Raw genomic sequence first — 13,168 nt, forward strand, 5'->3', positions numbered from 1 at the left:
CTTCGATGGAGCATGATCTGGCGAAAGAGCCAGCCGGCGAGGCCGCGCCCACGGGCAGGGGCCGCAGCCGCACGACCAAGGCCTTCTGGCGCAGGATTCGCGAACCGCTCGCGCAGTCGCGATTCGTCAAGAACGCCATTGCCAGCCTGCTCGCGCAGTTCGTGCGGCTGGTTCGCCTGACCAGCCCCCTGGTCGCCGGATCGGCGCGCTTTTCGGGCGGCGCCTATGCCGAGTTCGAGCCGGGGATCATTGCTCTATGGCATGGCCAGCACCTTTTGACGCCGGCCTATTATCCCAAGCGCAAGCCGCTGGTTGCCATGGTGTCGCGCAGCGCCGATGCCGAGCTCAACGCCCTGATGCTGGAGAAATTCGGCATCGAGGCGGTGCGCGGTTCGGGTGGGCGCGACAATGCCAGGCATCTCGACAAGGGCGGGGCCAAGGCGCTCATCGCCCTCAAAAAGTCGCTCACATCAGGCAAGAACGTCGCCATGATCGCAGACATTCCCCATGGTACCCCGCGCGATGCAGGGCTCGGTATCGTTCTCCTGGCTCGCCTCTCCGGCCGGCCGCTGCTGCCCGTCGCCATCGCCACCAGCCGCCGCAAGGTGCTGGAAAAGAGCTGGGACAAGACCACCATCAACCTGCCCTTCGGCCGCTCCGCCGTGACCATCGGTGCGCCGATCTTCGTGGCGGCGGATGCCGATGACGCCGAAATGGAGCGCAAGCGCCAGGAAATCACCACGGCCCTCAATGCCGCGACCGCCGAGGCCTACCGCCTCGTGGACGGTCCGCGATGAGCGGCCGCTGGGCCCGCACGATGTTGTCGGCATACCGCTTTGCCGGCGCTGCCGCCTATCCGCTGGTCGGGCCTTACGTCGCCTGGCGCACCTCGCGCGGCAAGGAAGACCGCAATCGCCGCCGCGAGCGCTACGGCGTCGCCGGCCGGCCGCGCCCCGAGGGCCCGGTGATCTGGATCCACGCCGCGAGCGTCGGCGAGACCTTGGCCGTCGTGCCGCTTGTCGAAAGCATCCTCGACTATGGCGTCAACATCGTGCTGACGACCGGTACGGTCACCTCGGCCCAGGTCGTCGACGAGCGGCTCGGCGATCGCATCATCCACCAATATGTGCCACTCGATCTGAAGCCGGCGGTCAGCCGCTTCCTCGATCACTGGAAACCCGATCTGGCGATCATCGCCGAATCCGAGATATGGCCGATGACCATCCTCGAACTCGGTGCCCGCCACGTGCCGCAGGTGCTGGTCAATGGCCGGCTCTCCGATCGCTCCTTCACGTCTTGGAAGAAGCGGGCCAACATCGCCGAGGCCCTGTTCGAGAATCTGGCCCATGTAGTTGCCCAGTCCGACGTCGATGGCGAGCGTTTTCGGGCGCTCGGCGCCCGGCCGGTCACTGTGTCGGGCAATCTCAAGGTCGACACCAACCCGCCGCCGGTCGACTTGCGAGCGCTTGGCACATTGCAGCGGCAGATCGGCGATCGCCCGACCTGGGCGGCGATCTCGACCCATGATGGCGAGGAAGTGGTCGCCGCGGAAGTTCACGCGACGCTGCACAGGCGTCACCACGGGCTTTTGACGATCGTCGTTCCGCGCCATCCCGATCGGGCCGAAGCCCTTGCCCTGCAGATTTCCGGCATGGGCCTTAAAGTCGCCCGGCGCAGCAAGGGCGACCGTATCGGAGGCGATACCGATGTCCTGCTTGGCGATACGATCGGCGAAATGGGCTTGTATCTCCGGTTGACCGAAATCGCTTTCGTCGGCCGCTCGCTGACCTCCGAAGGCGGCCAGAATCCGCTTGAGCCGGCCATGCTCGACACCGCCGTTCTCGCCGGGCGCAACGTGCAGAATTTTCGCGAAGCCTATCAGCGCCTGCTCGACAGCGGCGGCGCCAAGCTGGTGCGCGACCGCGACATGCTGGCCGGCGCCGTCAATTTCCTCCTGACCAACGAAGTGGCGCGCCACGAGATGATGGCGGCGGGGATCGCGACTGTCGATGAGATGCGCGGCGCACTGGCACGCACGCTCAAATCGCTCGAACCCTATATCCAGCCGCTGGTGGTCAAGGCGCGCCTAAAGGGCGCCAACGGGCGTTAAAATGGCCTCCGAAGCACCGCCATTCTGGTGGGAAGAGCCGGACTGGAAGGTCCTAGCGCTGTCGCCGTTATCGGCTGTCTACGCGCTGGTCGCCGGTCGCGGCATGCGGCGGGCCCGGCGCGAGAAGATCCAGGCGCCGGTTCTGTGCGTCGGCAATTTCACCGTCGGCGGCACCGGCAAGACACCGGTGGCGATCGCACTCGCCCAACAGGCCAAGCGCATGCATCTGAAGCCCGGGTTCCTGTCGCGCGGCCACGGCGGTTCCTTCGCCGAGCCGCATGTCGTCAATGCCAGCCATGACAGCGCCAGGCATGTCGGCGACGAACCGCTGCTGCTGGCCGAACATGCCCCGGTGGCGGTGACGCCGAACCGTGCCGCCGGCGCCCGGCTGCTGCTGGAAAAACACGGTTGCGATTTCCTGATCATGGACGACGGCTTCCAGAGCGCGCGCATCCACATCGATTATGCGCTGGTCGTGGTCGATGCCCGCTACGGGATCGGCAATGGCCGCGTCATCCCGGGCGGTCCGCTCAGGGCCAAGATCGTCGACCAGTTGGTCTTCACCAGCGGGCTGCTGAAGATGGGCGAGGGCAAGGCCGCCGACGCCGTGGTCCGCCGAGCCGCGCGTGCCGGCCGGCCGATCTTCGAGGCCCACACGGAGCCGAGAAGCACGGCCGGGCTTGCCGGCAAGCAGTTCCTGGCCTTTGCCGGCATCGGGCATCCCGAAAAGTTCTTCGACACGGTGCGTGACGCCGGGGGCGAAGTGGTGCTGCCCAGGCCCTTTCCGGACCATCACTTCTACGCCGAGGACGAGCTTACCGAACTGGCCGCGACGGCACGCGCCGAAGGCCTTGGCCTGATCACCACCGCCAAGGACGCCGTCCGGCTGCGTCACAACGCTCCGCAGGACTTTCTCGACCGTCTCGACGTGCTGGAAATCGACACGGTGTTCGAGCTTGATCACATGCCCGAACGGATCATCGGGGAAACGCTCGATGCCTGGCGGCAGCGCAAGCTGAGAAACTAAAGCTATTCCAGGAAGAGTGCGTAGCGGTTTTCCGTCCGGAATTGCATAAACAAAGAAGGAGAGCGGTCAAATTCTATCAAACGCCGAGCCGCTCTAACTCCGTTTGCGCAACTCCGGATGCACCTCGATTTCGCGGCGCAGCGATGCGGTGGCGTTCACGTAGGGCTCCTGCCTGGCGACGCTCCAGTATTTCAGCTCGTCCAACGGGATGCTTTCGCCCGTCACGGCGCAGCGCACGAACGAGCCCGGGCTGGTGACCTGGAAATCGCCATCGAGATAGCGGATGCGGGCTTCCTTGCTGCCCGGGCCTTCGAAACGGTTCATCATGCAACGGCACTTGAGTTCATCGGGATTCAATCGCCATAAATCGTGGGCAAGGTCAAGCTTGGCGCAATGCTCATATACTATTGCGGTTCGGCACAATGGTTGTCAGGAAGCGCCATGGACATCGCCAATGCCAGTATGACGTCTTTGCTGAAAGAAGCGCTCATTCCCGAGCCGGTGCCTTCGCCCAAGGCCGATCCCGCGACCGCGGCTCTGGTCAAGGCGCTCGTCCAGCCGCAGGCGCCCGCGATCGTGCAATCGGCGCAGTTCGCCGCCCAGGCGCTGCAAGGCTCGCTACCGCGGTCGGCCGGTCAAACGTCGCAACGCCTGTCTTCCCCCGAGATCGAGGATGCCTACCGGGCCGTCATGGAACCTGACGCCACCCACCATGCATTGGCACAAGCCTCGACGGGTGGGGCAGGGCCGGACGCCGATCAGGCTTCGCGCGGCCTGGCCCCGCCGCGGATAACGGCCAACGACAGTACCCCGAAACTGGCGGCGGCGCCGGCCCCGACCACATTCTCGCCGGTCGTCTCTGCCGCCGCGGTGTTGGTCGCGGCCAACGCCAACGCGCCGCAACCGCGCGGCGCCTCCATCCGTCCGGCGGGCCATGCTCCCCGATCCGAGCCAGTTCCTTCGTCGCTGTGGACGATATCGATCGTAACGGCCATCGTCTCCGCCGCAACCACCACGATCGTGCTTTTGCTGTTCCGTTAGTCTAGGCGAGTATCACGATCCGACAGCGGCCGTCACGCATGTCTCCGAGATACGTCAGCGCCTAATCGTCATCCTGCAGGAAAGCTTCCAGCCTTGCCGAAGCAAGCCCGGCCTGTTCGGCAATGCGCCTGGCGAGATCCGCGGCGGCCGCGCGCGGCCGGCCAATCGGACGATCCAGCCAGTAGGAAACGGGATTGAGCGCGGTGCGACCGTCAACCGCGACGAGGCGGCCGGACTGTATCTGGTGCTCGGTGAGCGGCGGCCGCGCCAGCGCGATGCCGAGGCCATGAGCCGCTGCATCGAGCACCAGATTGTAATCCTCGAAACGCCGATCTTGCGGGCGCGGCCGGTAGTCCATGTCCTGCGCGGCCAACCATGCGCGCCAGCCCGAAGCGTCGGAATCGTTGATCAGCGGGAATTTGAGCAACCGGGCCGGATCGCCGCTGCCGATCTCCCGTGCGAGGCCCGGCGAGGCGATCGGGAAGAGATATTCTTCGAACAGTTGCACCGAGACCCGGCCCGGGATGCGGCCGCGACCGCAGCGCACCGACAGGTCGATGCCTTCGTCGGCCAGATCGGCCTGGCGGTTGTCGACATCGAGCACGATGCGCAGGCGGGTGGGGTCGTTCTCCAGCGCCGCCATGCGCGGCATCAGCCACAGGCCGCTCACCGAAGGAATGGAGGCCAGGCGCACCACAGCGGTGCCGCGCGGCTCCACCCACCGGTCGGAATTGACCGAGATCAGCGCGAAGGCTTCGGTGGTCCTGAGATGCAGGCGATTGCCTTCGTTGGTCAGCGTAACGCCACGCGCGCCGCGCTCGAAAACCTTCAGGCCAAGCCAGTCCTCGAGTTTGGCGACCTGCCGGCTGACCGCGCCATGCGTGAGGTTGAGTTTTTCGGCGGCGGCCGAGAAGCTCCCCGTGCGCGCCGCCGCGTCGAAAGCGCGCAACGTCTCCAAAGGCAGCATGCTGTTCGAGCTGTGATCCATGCTCACAGGTGACCCTCGATTTGGTCGTTTGTCAATTAACCTGGAAAGGCGTTTCCTGCTCCCGAGACCTGAAGAATCCGAGGCACTGGGATGAGCACGACGACAGGCACATTGAATTCGACACAGCGGATGGACACCACGGCCGCCATCGCAGTGGCGCTGACCGTGATCGGCTGGGCCTCGGCCTTCCCCGCAATCCGGGCCGGGCTCGCCGCCTTTCAGCCGCTGGAGCTTGGCGCCCTGCGCTTTGCCATAGCCGCCGTGCCGGCTGCGATCTTCCTAGCCGTCAAGCGTCCGGCATTGCCCAGGATCGGCGATCTCTGGCGCTTCGCCTTTGGCGGCGCCATTTTCGTCGCGCTCTACACGGCGATGCTCAATTTCGGCGAACTGACCGTATCGGCCGGAGCCGCCGGCTTCATCATCAATGTCAGTCCCATCTTTACCGCCATCATGGCAATGGCGCTGCTCGGCGAGCGCTTCTCCGGCCTGGCCTGGATCGGTACGGTCATCTCCTTCGGCGGCATCGGCATCATCGCCGTCGCCGACGGGCACGGGCTTCATTTCAATGCCGGGGCGCTGCTGGTGCTTGGCTCGGCCCTCTGCTCGGCCGTCAACACCATCGTCCAGAAGCCGCTGTTTGCCCGTCATCATCCGCTGACGATCGCGGCGTCCAACATGGTGCTCGGCGCGCTCTGCCTGGCGCCCTTCCTGCCCGCCGCTCTCCAGCAGGCCGCTGTCGCCGACACCGCCGGCCTCGGCGCAGTCATCTATCTCGGCATCGTGCCGAGCCTGATCGCCTATGCGGCCTGGGCAACGGCCCTGTCGCGCCTGCCGGCGGCGCGTGCCTCGAACTTCCTCTATCTGGTCTCGCCGATGTCGGCCCTGATCGGCTTCTTCTGGCTGGGCGAGGTGCCGACGCTGCTCGGCATCCTCGGCGGCGCGCTGGCGCTGGGCGGTGTCATCGTGGTGAATTTGAAACGCTGATTCAAAAGCTTGCGATGTTTCCCTGACTCGTACCGGGAACCACTGATCTCATCGCCAGTTGACGGCTGCCGCAAGGCAAGGCAACTGTCACGCAGTCTTGGCGGATGGTCGACGCGGGGCGCTGCGAGGTCGGGATGGGAAGACGTTTTATCTCAACGGTCGTTTGCTTGTTGCTGCTTAACGCGAAAGCCGTCGCGGGTTGGTACCACGTGGAAAACTACGAGGGTTTCCTCGGCCCGTCTCCCATCCATTTCTCCATACAGACATATGATAGCTTGGGCAGCGCGCCAAAGGTCGATGGAAGCTACTTCTACGACGCGAAGCAAAGCCCGATTGCGCTGTATGGCACGGTCAGCGGCACCAAGTTCGTGCTTTGCGAGATCTCGGACGACAACGAATTCTATCGGATAATGGTGCAGGGGCCGAGACCCGCTGTCGATACCACAAGCTGCCCATTCTCCCTCGACCTCAATGGAAACGCTGTGACCGGAAGCTGGAGCAAGGGCACGGACAGATATCCCGTCACCCTCACGAAAGTAGCGAGCCTGGATGACACCGGCGATGCGAAGACCGATGGCACTGTCGAGATTTCCTTCTGGGCGCAGACAGCCACCGACAGGTTTTCGGGAATTTACACAGATACCAGCGCCGGCCTTTGCATGGAAAAAATGCGTGTCATCAAAAAGAGCAGCCGCAGGGTTGTCCAGGAAATTACCTTCCCCGATGACGACGTGTGCAGTGCCGGCATGCTGATGACGACCATCTACATGAACGTCGAGAGATGGGTGGAGCGAGGCAAGGACGTCATTTCCGTGAATTTTCGAGGCGGTGGCGCCGGAACCGCGGTCGATTACGTCTTCAATGGACGGACGGGGAAATATCAATGCAGGAAATGAGGGCTGGCCGCCGGGCAGCGCTTCAGCGCCGCCCGAACAGCCTTTCGATATCGGCCAGCTTGAGCTCGATATAGGTCGGGCGGCCATGGTTGCAGGTGCCGGATCCCGGCGTTGCTTCCATCTGGCGCAGCAGCGCGTTCATCTCCTCGGCCTTGAGCAGCCGCCCGGAGCGCACCGAGCCATGGCAGGCCATGGTGGCGGCGATCTTGTCCAGCCGTTGCTTGAGCGTCTCGACCGTGTCGTTGTCGGCAATCTCGTCGGCAAGGTCGCGGACCAATTGCTGGACGTTGGTCTCGCCGAGCATCGACGGCGTCTCGCGCACGGCAACCGCACCCGGTCCGAAACGCTCGATGCCGAGGCCGAAGCGGGCGAGCGTTTCGGAATGCATGGCCAGCCGTTCGGCGTCCTCCTCCGGCAGATCGATAATCTCGGGCAGGAGCAGCATCTGTGACGGCACCGGCCGCGCGTGCAGCGCGTTCTTCAGCGCCTCATAAACCAGCCGCTCATGGGCTGCGTGCTGGTCGACGATGATGAGCGAATCGTTGGTCTGGGCGACGATATAGTTCTCATGCACCTGCGCGCGCGCGGCCCCCAGCACCGCGCCGAGCAGCGTCTCCGCTGCCTCGCTCTGCCCGGCGCGCGCATCGGCGGTGGCAAGCGAGCCGGCATCGAACGCGGCTTGCTCATTTTCGCGAAATCCGCCCTGTCTGGCGCCGGTGCGTTCAAAGCCCGGGCTGTCGAATTGCATGTCGAGCGGACGCTGCGGCGAGCGCCTGGGATCGAAGCCGGCGGCGCCTGAAGCGCGATAGGCCGCGTCGTAGCTGCGATGGCCGTTGGCCGGGCCGGGATGCGCATAGGACGGGCTGCCCGGCCGGAACGCTGCCATCATCCCAGCGGCACCGGTGGTGGCCGAGCGGATGCCGGCATCGGCCAATGCTTGCCGGATCGCGCCGACGATCAGCCCGCGCACGAGGCCCGGATCGCGGAAGCGGACATCGGCCTTGGCCGGATGGACGTTGACGTCGACGATGGCCGGATCGAGCGAAACAAACAGTACCGTCACCGCATGGCGGTCGCGCGGCAGGACGTCGGCGAAGGCGCCGCGGATCGCTCCGGCGATCAGCTTGTCGCGCACCGGGCGGCCATTGACATAGGCATATTGCTGCAATGCGTTGGCGCGGGTGAAGGAGGGGATCGACACATGGCCGGTCAGGTGCACGCCTTCGCGCATCGCGTCGATGGCAATGGAATTGTCGGGAAAGTCGGCGCCCATCACCTGCGCGACCCGGCGCAGGCTGCCGTCCGCGCTATCCTCGGTGGCCGGCAGTTCCAGCGTCGTGCGGTCGGAACCGGCCATCGTGAAACGCACCGTGGGAAAGGCGATGGCGATGCGCTTGACGATGTCGCTGATGGCCGAGCTTTCGGCGCGTTCGCCCTTCATGAATTTCAGCCGTGCCGGTGTGGCGAAGAACAGGTCGCGCACCTCGACGGTCGTGCCGCGATTGGCCGCCGCCGGCCTGACGGGCAGGATGCGGCCGCCCTCGATGCCGATCTCGGCCGCGCTGTCGCCCGAGGCCGTGCGCGAGCGGATCGACAGCCGCGACACCGAGCCGATCGATGGCAACGCTTCGCCGCGAAAGCCGAGCGAGCGGATGTCGTTGATGTCCTCGGTGAGCTTGGAGGTGCAGTGACGTGCAATGGCCAGCGCCAGTTCCTGTTCGGGAATGCCANCGCGAACGGATCGACAGCCGCGACACCGAGCCGATCGACGGCAGCGCTTCGCCGCGGAAGCCGAGCGAGCGGATATCGTTGATGTCCTCGGTGAGCTTGGAGGTGCAGTGACGTGCAATGGCCAGCGCCAGTTCCTGTTCGGGAATGCCAAGGCCGTCATCGGTGACGCGGATCAGGTTCAGCCCGCCACCCGATGTGACGACTTCTACCTTGCTGGCCCCGGCATCGAGCGCATTCTCGACCAGTTCCTTGACCACGCTCGCCGGACGCTCGATGACTTCGCCGGCGGCGATCTGGTTGATCATCGTTTCGGAAAGCTGGCGGATGGGCATGGGGGTATTATAAGCGGATTCGTCTCATGCGGGAGGGGAGAATTGCCAGGGTGGATCAGTTTGCAGCGCGGATTTCGCGCACGCCCTTGCGAAGCCGCCGACGCAACAGATTGCGCAACGTCACCCCGTCGCCGTAGCCGACCTTGGCGGCAATCTCATCGACACTATCGGATGTGGTCTTCAACAAATGCACAGCCTGCTCGACGCGCAGATCCTGGAAATAGGATAGCGGCGTCTTGCCAAGTACGTCGTTGACCCGCCGCGACAGCGTCCGCTTGCTGGCACCCAGCGCCGCCGCTGCTTCGTCGAGATTGAAACCGGCGGCGAGATGGCCGCGCGCCCAGCGCTCGAAACGTTCTACCAGCGGGTTCGAATGGGCGAGGTGGTCGGAGATTGCATAGGCCGATTGCAACGGCCGGCTGTCGACGATGAGGTATTTCGCAGTCAGCGCGGCGAGCTCGGGACTGGTCTGGCGGATCACCATCAAAGCGAGATCGATATGGCCGAGCGCCGCACCCGCGGTTGCTAACTGCCCATCATTGATCAGCATTCGCGAAGCATCGAGCCGCACTTGCGGGTAACGTTGCCGGAACATCGGCGCCAGCCACCAGGTTGTGGTCGACGGCCGCCCATCGAGCAGGCCGGTCTCTGCCAGCACAAACGTACCGATGCAGGCAGCACCAATGCGCGCGCCGGCTTTGGCCGCGTCACGCAAGGCCACGACCGCCTCAGCGACATCCGGCCTGAGCAGCGCCTTGCCGAGCGGATCAGGCATCTTCTGGCCGAGTGCCGGAATGAGAAGCCAGTCCGGCGCCGGCTCACTGCCGATTGCCGACATCGGAACCTGCAGGCCTTGCGCCGTCAGCGCCCTGTCCCTGACGCCGACAATGGTTGTGCTGAAGCGGGCGGGCGGCTCCGGCAGCAGGCCCGCCAGTTCGTTGGCGGTGCCGAAAACGTCAAGCACCGTAGCGAGGCCGGTGTCAAAGGCGCCATCGAGAACAAGCACGGAAATGTTCATGGCAAGAATTATATCAAAGATGTCATTTTTGCCAATACGATTTTCACGCCATTCCTGCGAGGCTTGAAATCGACGGCCGGTTCGGCCGCACGAATACCAACAGGAGGATTGAGATGATCAAGCTCGCGCTGTTCGCACGTTTCGAGGCCAAGCCCGGCAAGGAGAAGGACGTCGCCGCATTCCTGAGCGAGGGATTGCGGATGGCCAACCAGGAGGCGAAGACGCCGATCTGGTTCGCCCTTCGGCTTTCGCCAAGCGTCTTTGGCGTCTTCGATGCCTTTCATGATGAGACAGGACGCCAGGCGCATCTCACCGGCGAGATTGCCAAGGCACTGATGGCCAACGCCGAAGCGCTGTTCGTCGGCCCCCCGACTATCGACAAAATCGACGTGCTCGGGCTGAAGAACGTCGGCTCGGTCTGATCTCTTTCAGCACGCGAACGCAATCCGGTCATGCGCCGGATTGCGCCGACGCATTTACGCTTGCGCCAGCAGCCAATCCCTTACCTTGCGCGCATTGTCGCTGAGCTCGCGGTTCTTCGGCCAGACGACGTAGAAAGCGGTGCCCGTCTTCATGACGTGATCCGTCACCGGCACCAGCAGTCCGGTCGACAGCAGCCGTTCGACAAGGTGGCGCCAGCCGAGCGCGATGCCTTGCCCTTCCATGACCGCCTGGATCACGATCGCATAGTCATTGATGCGCAAGCCACGCTCCGCATTGCGGAGGCTGGTTCCGGCCGACCGGAACCATTCGTCCCAGTTCGGGGCCTCGCGATAGGGCTCCTCAAGATGAATGAGGCGGTGTGTCGCCAATTGCTCCACGGTCTCCGGCTGGCCGAATTTCGTCAGATAGCTGGGACCCGCGACCGGAAAGATCTCTTCGTCGGAGAGCGATAGCGAGTGGTAGTCCGGCCAGTCGCGTGGCACGCCTCCGCGCACGGCGAGCGGAATGCCTTCCGCGATGATGTCGAGATCTCGGTCGCCGGTCTGGATGCGCAGATCGATGCCCGGCAGTTCGTCGCGGAACCGCTGCAGGCGCGGCATCATCCAGAACGAGCCGAAGGCCGTCGAGGCGGCGAGCGTCACATGGCCGCCAGTCGCCTGCAGACGCAGGTCCTCCGCCGACTTCCGGATGTGGGAAAGGCCGAGCGAGACGTCGGCATGGAAGCGCTCGCCGGCCTCGGTCAGGCTGACCTGGCGGTGGCGGCGCTGGAATAGCGTGGCGCCAAGCTGTTCTTCCAACCCGCGCACGGCATAGGAGACCGCGGCCTGCGTCATGCCGAGCTCGCGCCCGGCGGCGGTGAAACTCGACAACCGGCCGGCGGCTTCGAAGACGACAAGGCTGCCGGCGGAGGGCAAGAGATGGCGCAGGCTTCGCATAAGCTCAGCTTATACAAGAGATCAGGATTTTCCAGCGTCACAGTCGAATTTCACCTCGCTAAGTTGACCGGGATCGAAGGGATGGAGGCTCCATGAACGCGCCGGCCGCTGAATTGACCGAGCAAACCCATCGCCGTGGTGGTGGCCGTCTCGGGCGCAAGGCGATGAGGAGCGCGCCGATTGCCTCGTTCCCGACCCTGGTGCGCCAGATTCCGGTCTATGAGATCGTTCCCGATGAGGCGGTGGAACTGATCCACGAGGAATCGCTCAAGATACTCGAAGAAGTGGGGTGCGAATTCCGCGACGACGGAGCCATCGAGCTCTGGAAGGCGGCTGGCGCCGATGTCAGGGAAACGCGCGTGCGCATCGACCGCGCGCTTCTGATGGAGCTCGTCTCGAAAGTTCCATCGGAATTCACGCTCAATGCACGCAATCCCGAGCGCACGGTCCGCGTTGGCGGCAAGAACTCGATCTTCGTGCCCATGTATGGCGCGCCGTACATACGCGACCTCGACAACAACAGGCGCTACGGCACGCTTGCCGACCTCAACAATTTCCACAAGCTTGCCTATATGGCGCCGGCGCTGCATTCCTCGAGTTCGGTCATCTGCGAGCCGATGGAAATCGCCGTGCCGAAGCGGCATCTGCACATCATCCATTCGGCGCTGAAACATTCCGACAAGCCGTTCATGGGCATCGTGACCTCGAAGGAGCGCGCCGAGGACACGATGGCGATGGCTGCAATCGTCTTCGGCGAGGAGTTCGTCCGTGAGAACCCGGTGCTGGTGGCGATCACCAACTGCAATTCGCCGCTGGTCTGGGACGCCACCATGATCGATGCGATGCGGGTCTATGCAAGCCACAACCAGCCGCTGATCCTGGCGCCGTTCGCGCTCTGCGGCGCCTCGACCGCGGCGTCGGCCGTCGGCGCGGTGGCCCAAGTCAATGCCGAGGCGCTCGCGGGCGTGGCCCTGACCCAGCTCATCCGTCCCGGTTCGCCCCAGATCTACGGCCAGTTCATGGTCACGGTCGACATGAAGACCGGCGCTCCCATGGGCGGCACGCCGGAGGCCGCCCAGATGATGTACTTGATGGGTGCGCTGGCGCGGAAATACAAACTGCCGTGGCGCACGTCGGGCTTTCATGTCGGCTCGAAGCTCAACGATGCCCAGGCTGGCTACGAGGCGAACATGCTGATGCATGCGGCCATCCTCGCCGGCGCCAACTACATCTGGCATTCGGCCGGATGGCTGGAAGCGGGTCTCACCTGCGGTTACTCGAAATTCGCCACCGACTGCGAACAGCTTGTCGGCTGGTACAAATATGCCGGCGGCCTGCCTTTCGACGATTTCAAGGAAGCGATGGCGGCGATCCGCGAGGTCGGGCCGCAGGGCCATTTCCTCGGCACCCAGCACACGCTAGAGCATTTCGAGAAGGCTTTCTTCATGCCTAGCATCATGGATTTCAACTCCTACGAACAATGGAAGGCGGAAGGGGCGAAGGACCATGACACGCGCGGCCGCGAGAAGGCGCGCAACATGCTCGCCGACTATGAGGAGCCGAAACTCGACGAGGGCATCGCCGACGGTCTCAAGGATCTGATCGCGCGGCGCGAGGAACAACTGCCTGACAGCGTCAGTTGAAAAAAGCAGGCAAAGACCT

Annotated in this window: 13 protein-coding genes and 1 pseudogene; 8 read left to right on the plus strand and 6 right to left on the minus strand. The window is 64.3% G+C overall.

Translation table 11 applies throughout. The features are described 5' to 3' along the window. Nucleotides 1-5: 5 nt before the first annotated feature. The 3 genes from X739_RS142875 to lpxK are packed head-to-tail and all read left to right on the plus strand — an operon-like array spanning nucleotide 6 to nucleotide 3,137. Nucleotides 6-797 (plus strand): lysophospholipid acyltransferase family protein, encoded by a 792-nt coding sequence (locus X739_RS142875; RefSeq protein WP_023774532.1) that lies wholly within the window; start codon nucleotides 6-8, stop codon nucleotides 795-797. Next, complete coding sequence (waaA, locus tag X739_RS142870; protein WP_023774531.1) at nucleotides 794-2,110, plus strand: lipid IV(A) 3-deoxy-D-manno-octulosonic acid transferase; 1,317 nt, start codon at nucleotides 794-796, stop codon at nucleotides 2,108-2,110. Before X739_RS142875 ends, waaA begins: the two co-directional genes overlap by 4 nt. 1 nt (nucleotide 2,111) lies before the next feature. Then, a complete protein-coding gene (gene lpxK / locus X739_RS142865) occupies nucleotides 2,112-3,137 on the plus strand; it encodes a tetraacyldisaccharide 4'-kinase (protein WP_023795558.1) in 1,026 nt (341 codons plus the stop codon). Between the two features lie 93 nt (nucleotides 3,138-3,230). On the opposite strand, the gene X739_RS142860 is transcribed toward lpxK, so the two are convergent. Continuing rightward, nucleotides 3,231-3,464: a DUF2093 domain-containing protein gene (locus X739_RS142860; RefSeq protein ID WP_023774529.1), complete on the minus strand. Its 234-nt coding sequence runs from the start codon at nucleotides 3,462-3,464 to the stop codon at nucleotides 3,231-3,233. Nucleotides 3,465-3,578: 114 nt separating this feature from the next. Between X739_RS142860 and X739_RS142855 the strand changes: the two genes are divergently transcribed. Then, nucleotides 3,579-4,178, plus strand: coding sequence for a hypothetical protein (locus tag X739_RS142855; RefSeq protein ID WP_023795559.1), 600 nt, complete (start codon nucleotides 3,579-3,581; stop codon nucleotides 4,176-4,178). 61 nt (nucleotides 4,179-4,239) lie between these two features. Here X739_RS142855 and X739_RS142850 read toward each other — a convergent pair whose 3' ends face one another. Next, entirely contained in the window at nucleotides 4,240-5,166 is a 927-nt protein-coding gene (locus tag X739_RS142850; protein ID WP_023795560.1) for a LysR substrate-binding domain-containing protein, read from the minus strand. A 90-nt stretch (nucleotides 5,167-5,256) separates the two neighbouring features. Here X739_RS142850 and X739_RS142845 point away from each other — a divergent pair, with 90 nt between their 5' ends. Both X739_RS142845 and X739_RS142840 read left to right on the plus strand, forming a co-directional pair. Next, nucleotides 5,257-6,150: a DMT family transporter gene (locus tag X739_RS142845; protein ID WP_023795561.1), complete on the plus strand. Its 894-nt coding sequence runs from the start codon at nucleotides 5,257-5,259 to the stop codon at nucleotides 6,148-6,150. Nucleotides 6,151-6,254: 104 nt separating this feature from the next. Next, complete coding sequence (locus tag X739_RS142840; RefSeq protein ID WP_023774525.1) at nucleotides 6,255-7,046, plus strand: hypothetical protein; 792 nt, start codon at nucleotides 6,255-6,257, stop codon at nucleotides 7,044-7,046. A 22-nt stretch (nucleotides 7,047-7,068) separates the two neighbouring features. Here the strand turns inward: X739_RS142840 and mutL are convergent, their stop codons facing one another. The 3 genes and pseudogenes from mutL to X739_RS142835 all read right to left on the minus strand — a co-directional run bounded on the left by mutL (nucleotide 7,069) and on the right by X739_RS142835 (nucleotide 10,127). Then, nucleotides 7,069-8,772 carry a DNA mismatch repair endonuclease MutL gene (gene mutL, locus X739_RS0135135; protein ID WP_348625773.1) on the minus strand — a complete coding sequence of 568 codons (1,704 nt, stop codon included), beginning with the start codon at nucleotides 8,770-8,772 and terminating at the stop codon, nucleotides 7,069-7,071. Next, a pseudogene (locus X739_RS1000000168395) lies at nucleotides 8,729-9,043 on the minus strand (ATP-binding protein); the annotation flags it as partial. The pseudogene X739_RS1000000168395 and the gene mutL, both read right to left, overlap by 44 nt. A gap of 121 nt (nucleotides 9,044-9,164) precedes the next feature. Then, nucleotides 9,165-10,127, minus strand: a complete 963-nt coding sequence (locus X739_RS142835) for a helix-turn-helix domain-containing protein (RefSeq protein WP_023774523.1) — start codon at nucleotides 10,125-10,127, stop codon at nucleotides 9,165-9,167. Nucleotides 10,128-10,240: 113 nt separating this feature from the next. Between X739_RS142835 and X739_RS142830 the strand changes: the two genes are divergently transcribed. Continuing rightward, nucleotides 10,241-10,549, plus strand: coding sequence for an antibiotic biosynthesis monooxygenase (locus X739_RS142830; RefSeq protein ID WP_023795563.1), 309 nt, complete (start codon nucleotides 10,241-10,243; stop codon nucleotides 10,547-10,549). Between the two features lie 54 nt (nucleotides 10,550-10,603). Here X739_RS142830 and X739_RS142825 read toward each other — a convergent pair whose 3' ends face one another. After that, nucleotides 10,604-11,506 carry a LysR substrate-binding domain-containing protein gene (locus X739_RS142825; protein WP_023774521.1) on the minus strand — a complete coding sequence of 301 codons (903 nt, stop codon included), beginning with the start codon at nucleotides 11,504-11,506 and terminating at the stop codon, nucleotides 10,604-10,606. A 92-nt stretch (nucleotides 11,507-11,598) separates the two neighbouring features. Here X739_RS142825 and X739_RS142820 point away from each other — a divergent pair, with 92 nt between their 5' ends. Then, nucleotides 11,599-13,149, plus strand: a complete 1,551-nt coding sequence (locus tag X739_RS142820) for a trimethylamine methyltransferase family protein (protein WP_023774520.1) — start codon at nucleotides 11,599-11,601, stop codon at nucleotides 13,147-13,149. Nucleotides 13,150-13,168: the final 19 nt, after the last annotated feature.

This window comes from Mesorhizobium sp. LNHC209A00, from assembly GCF_000502915.1.
Lineage (GTDB): Bacteria > Pseudomonadota > Alphaproteobacteria > Rhizobiales > Rhizobiaceae > Mesorhizobium.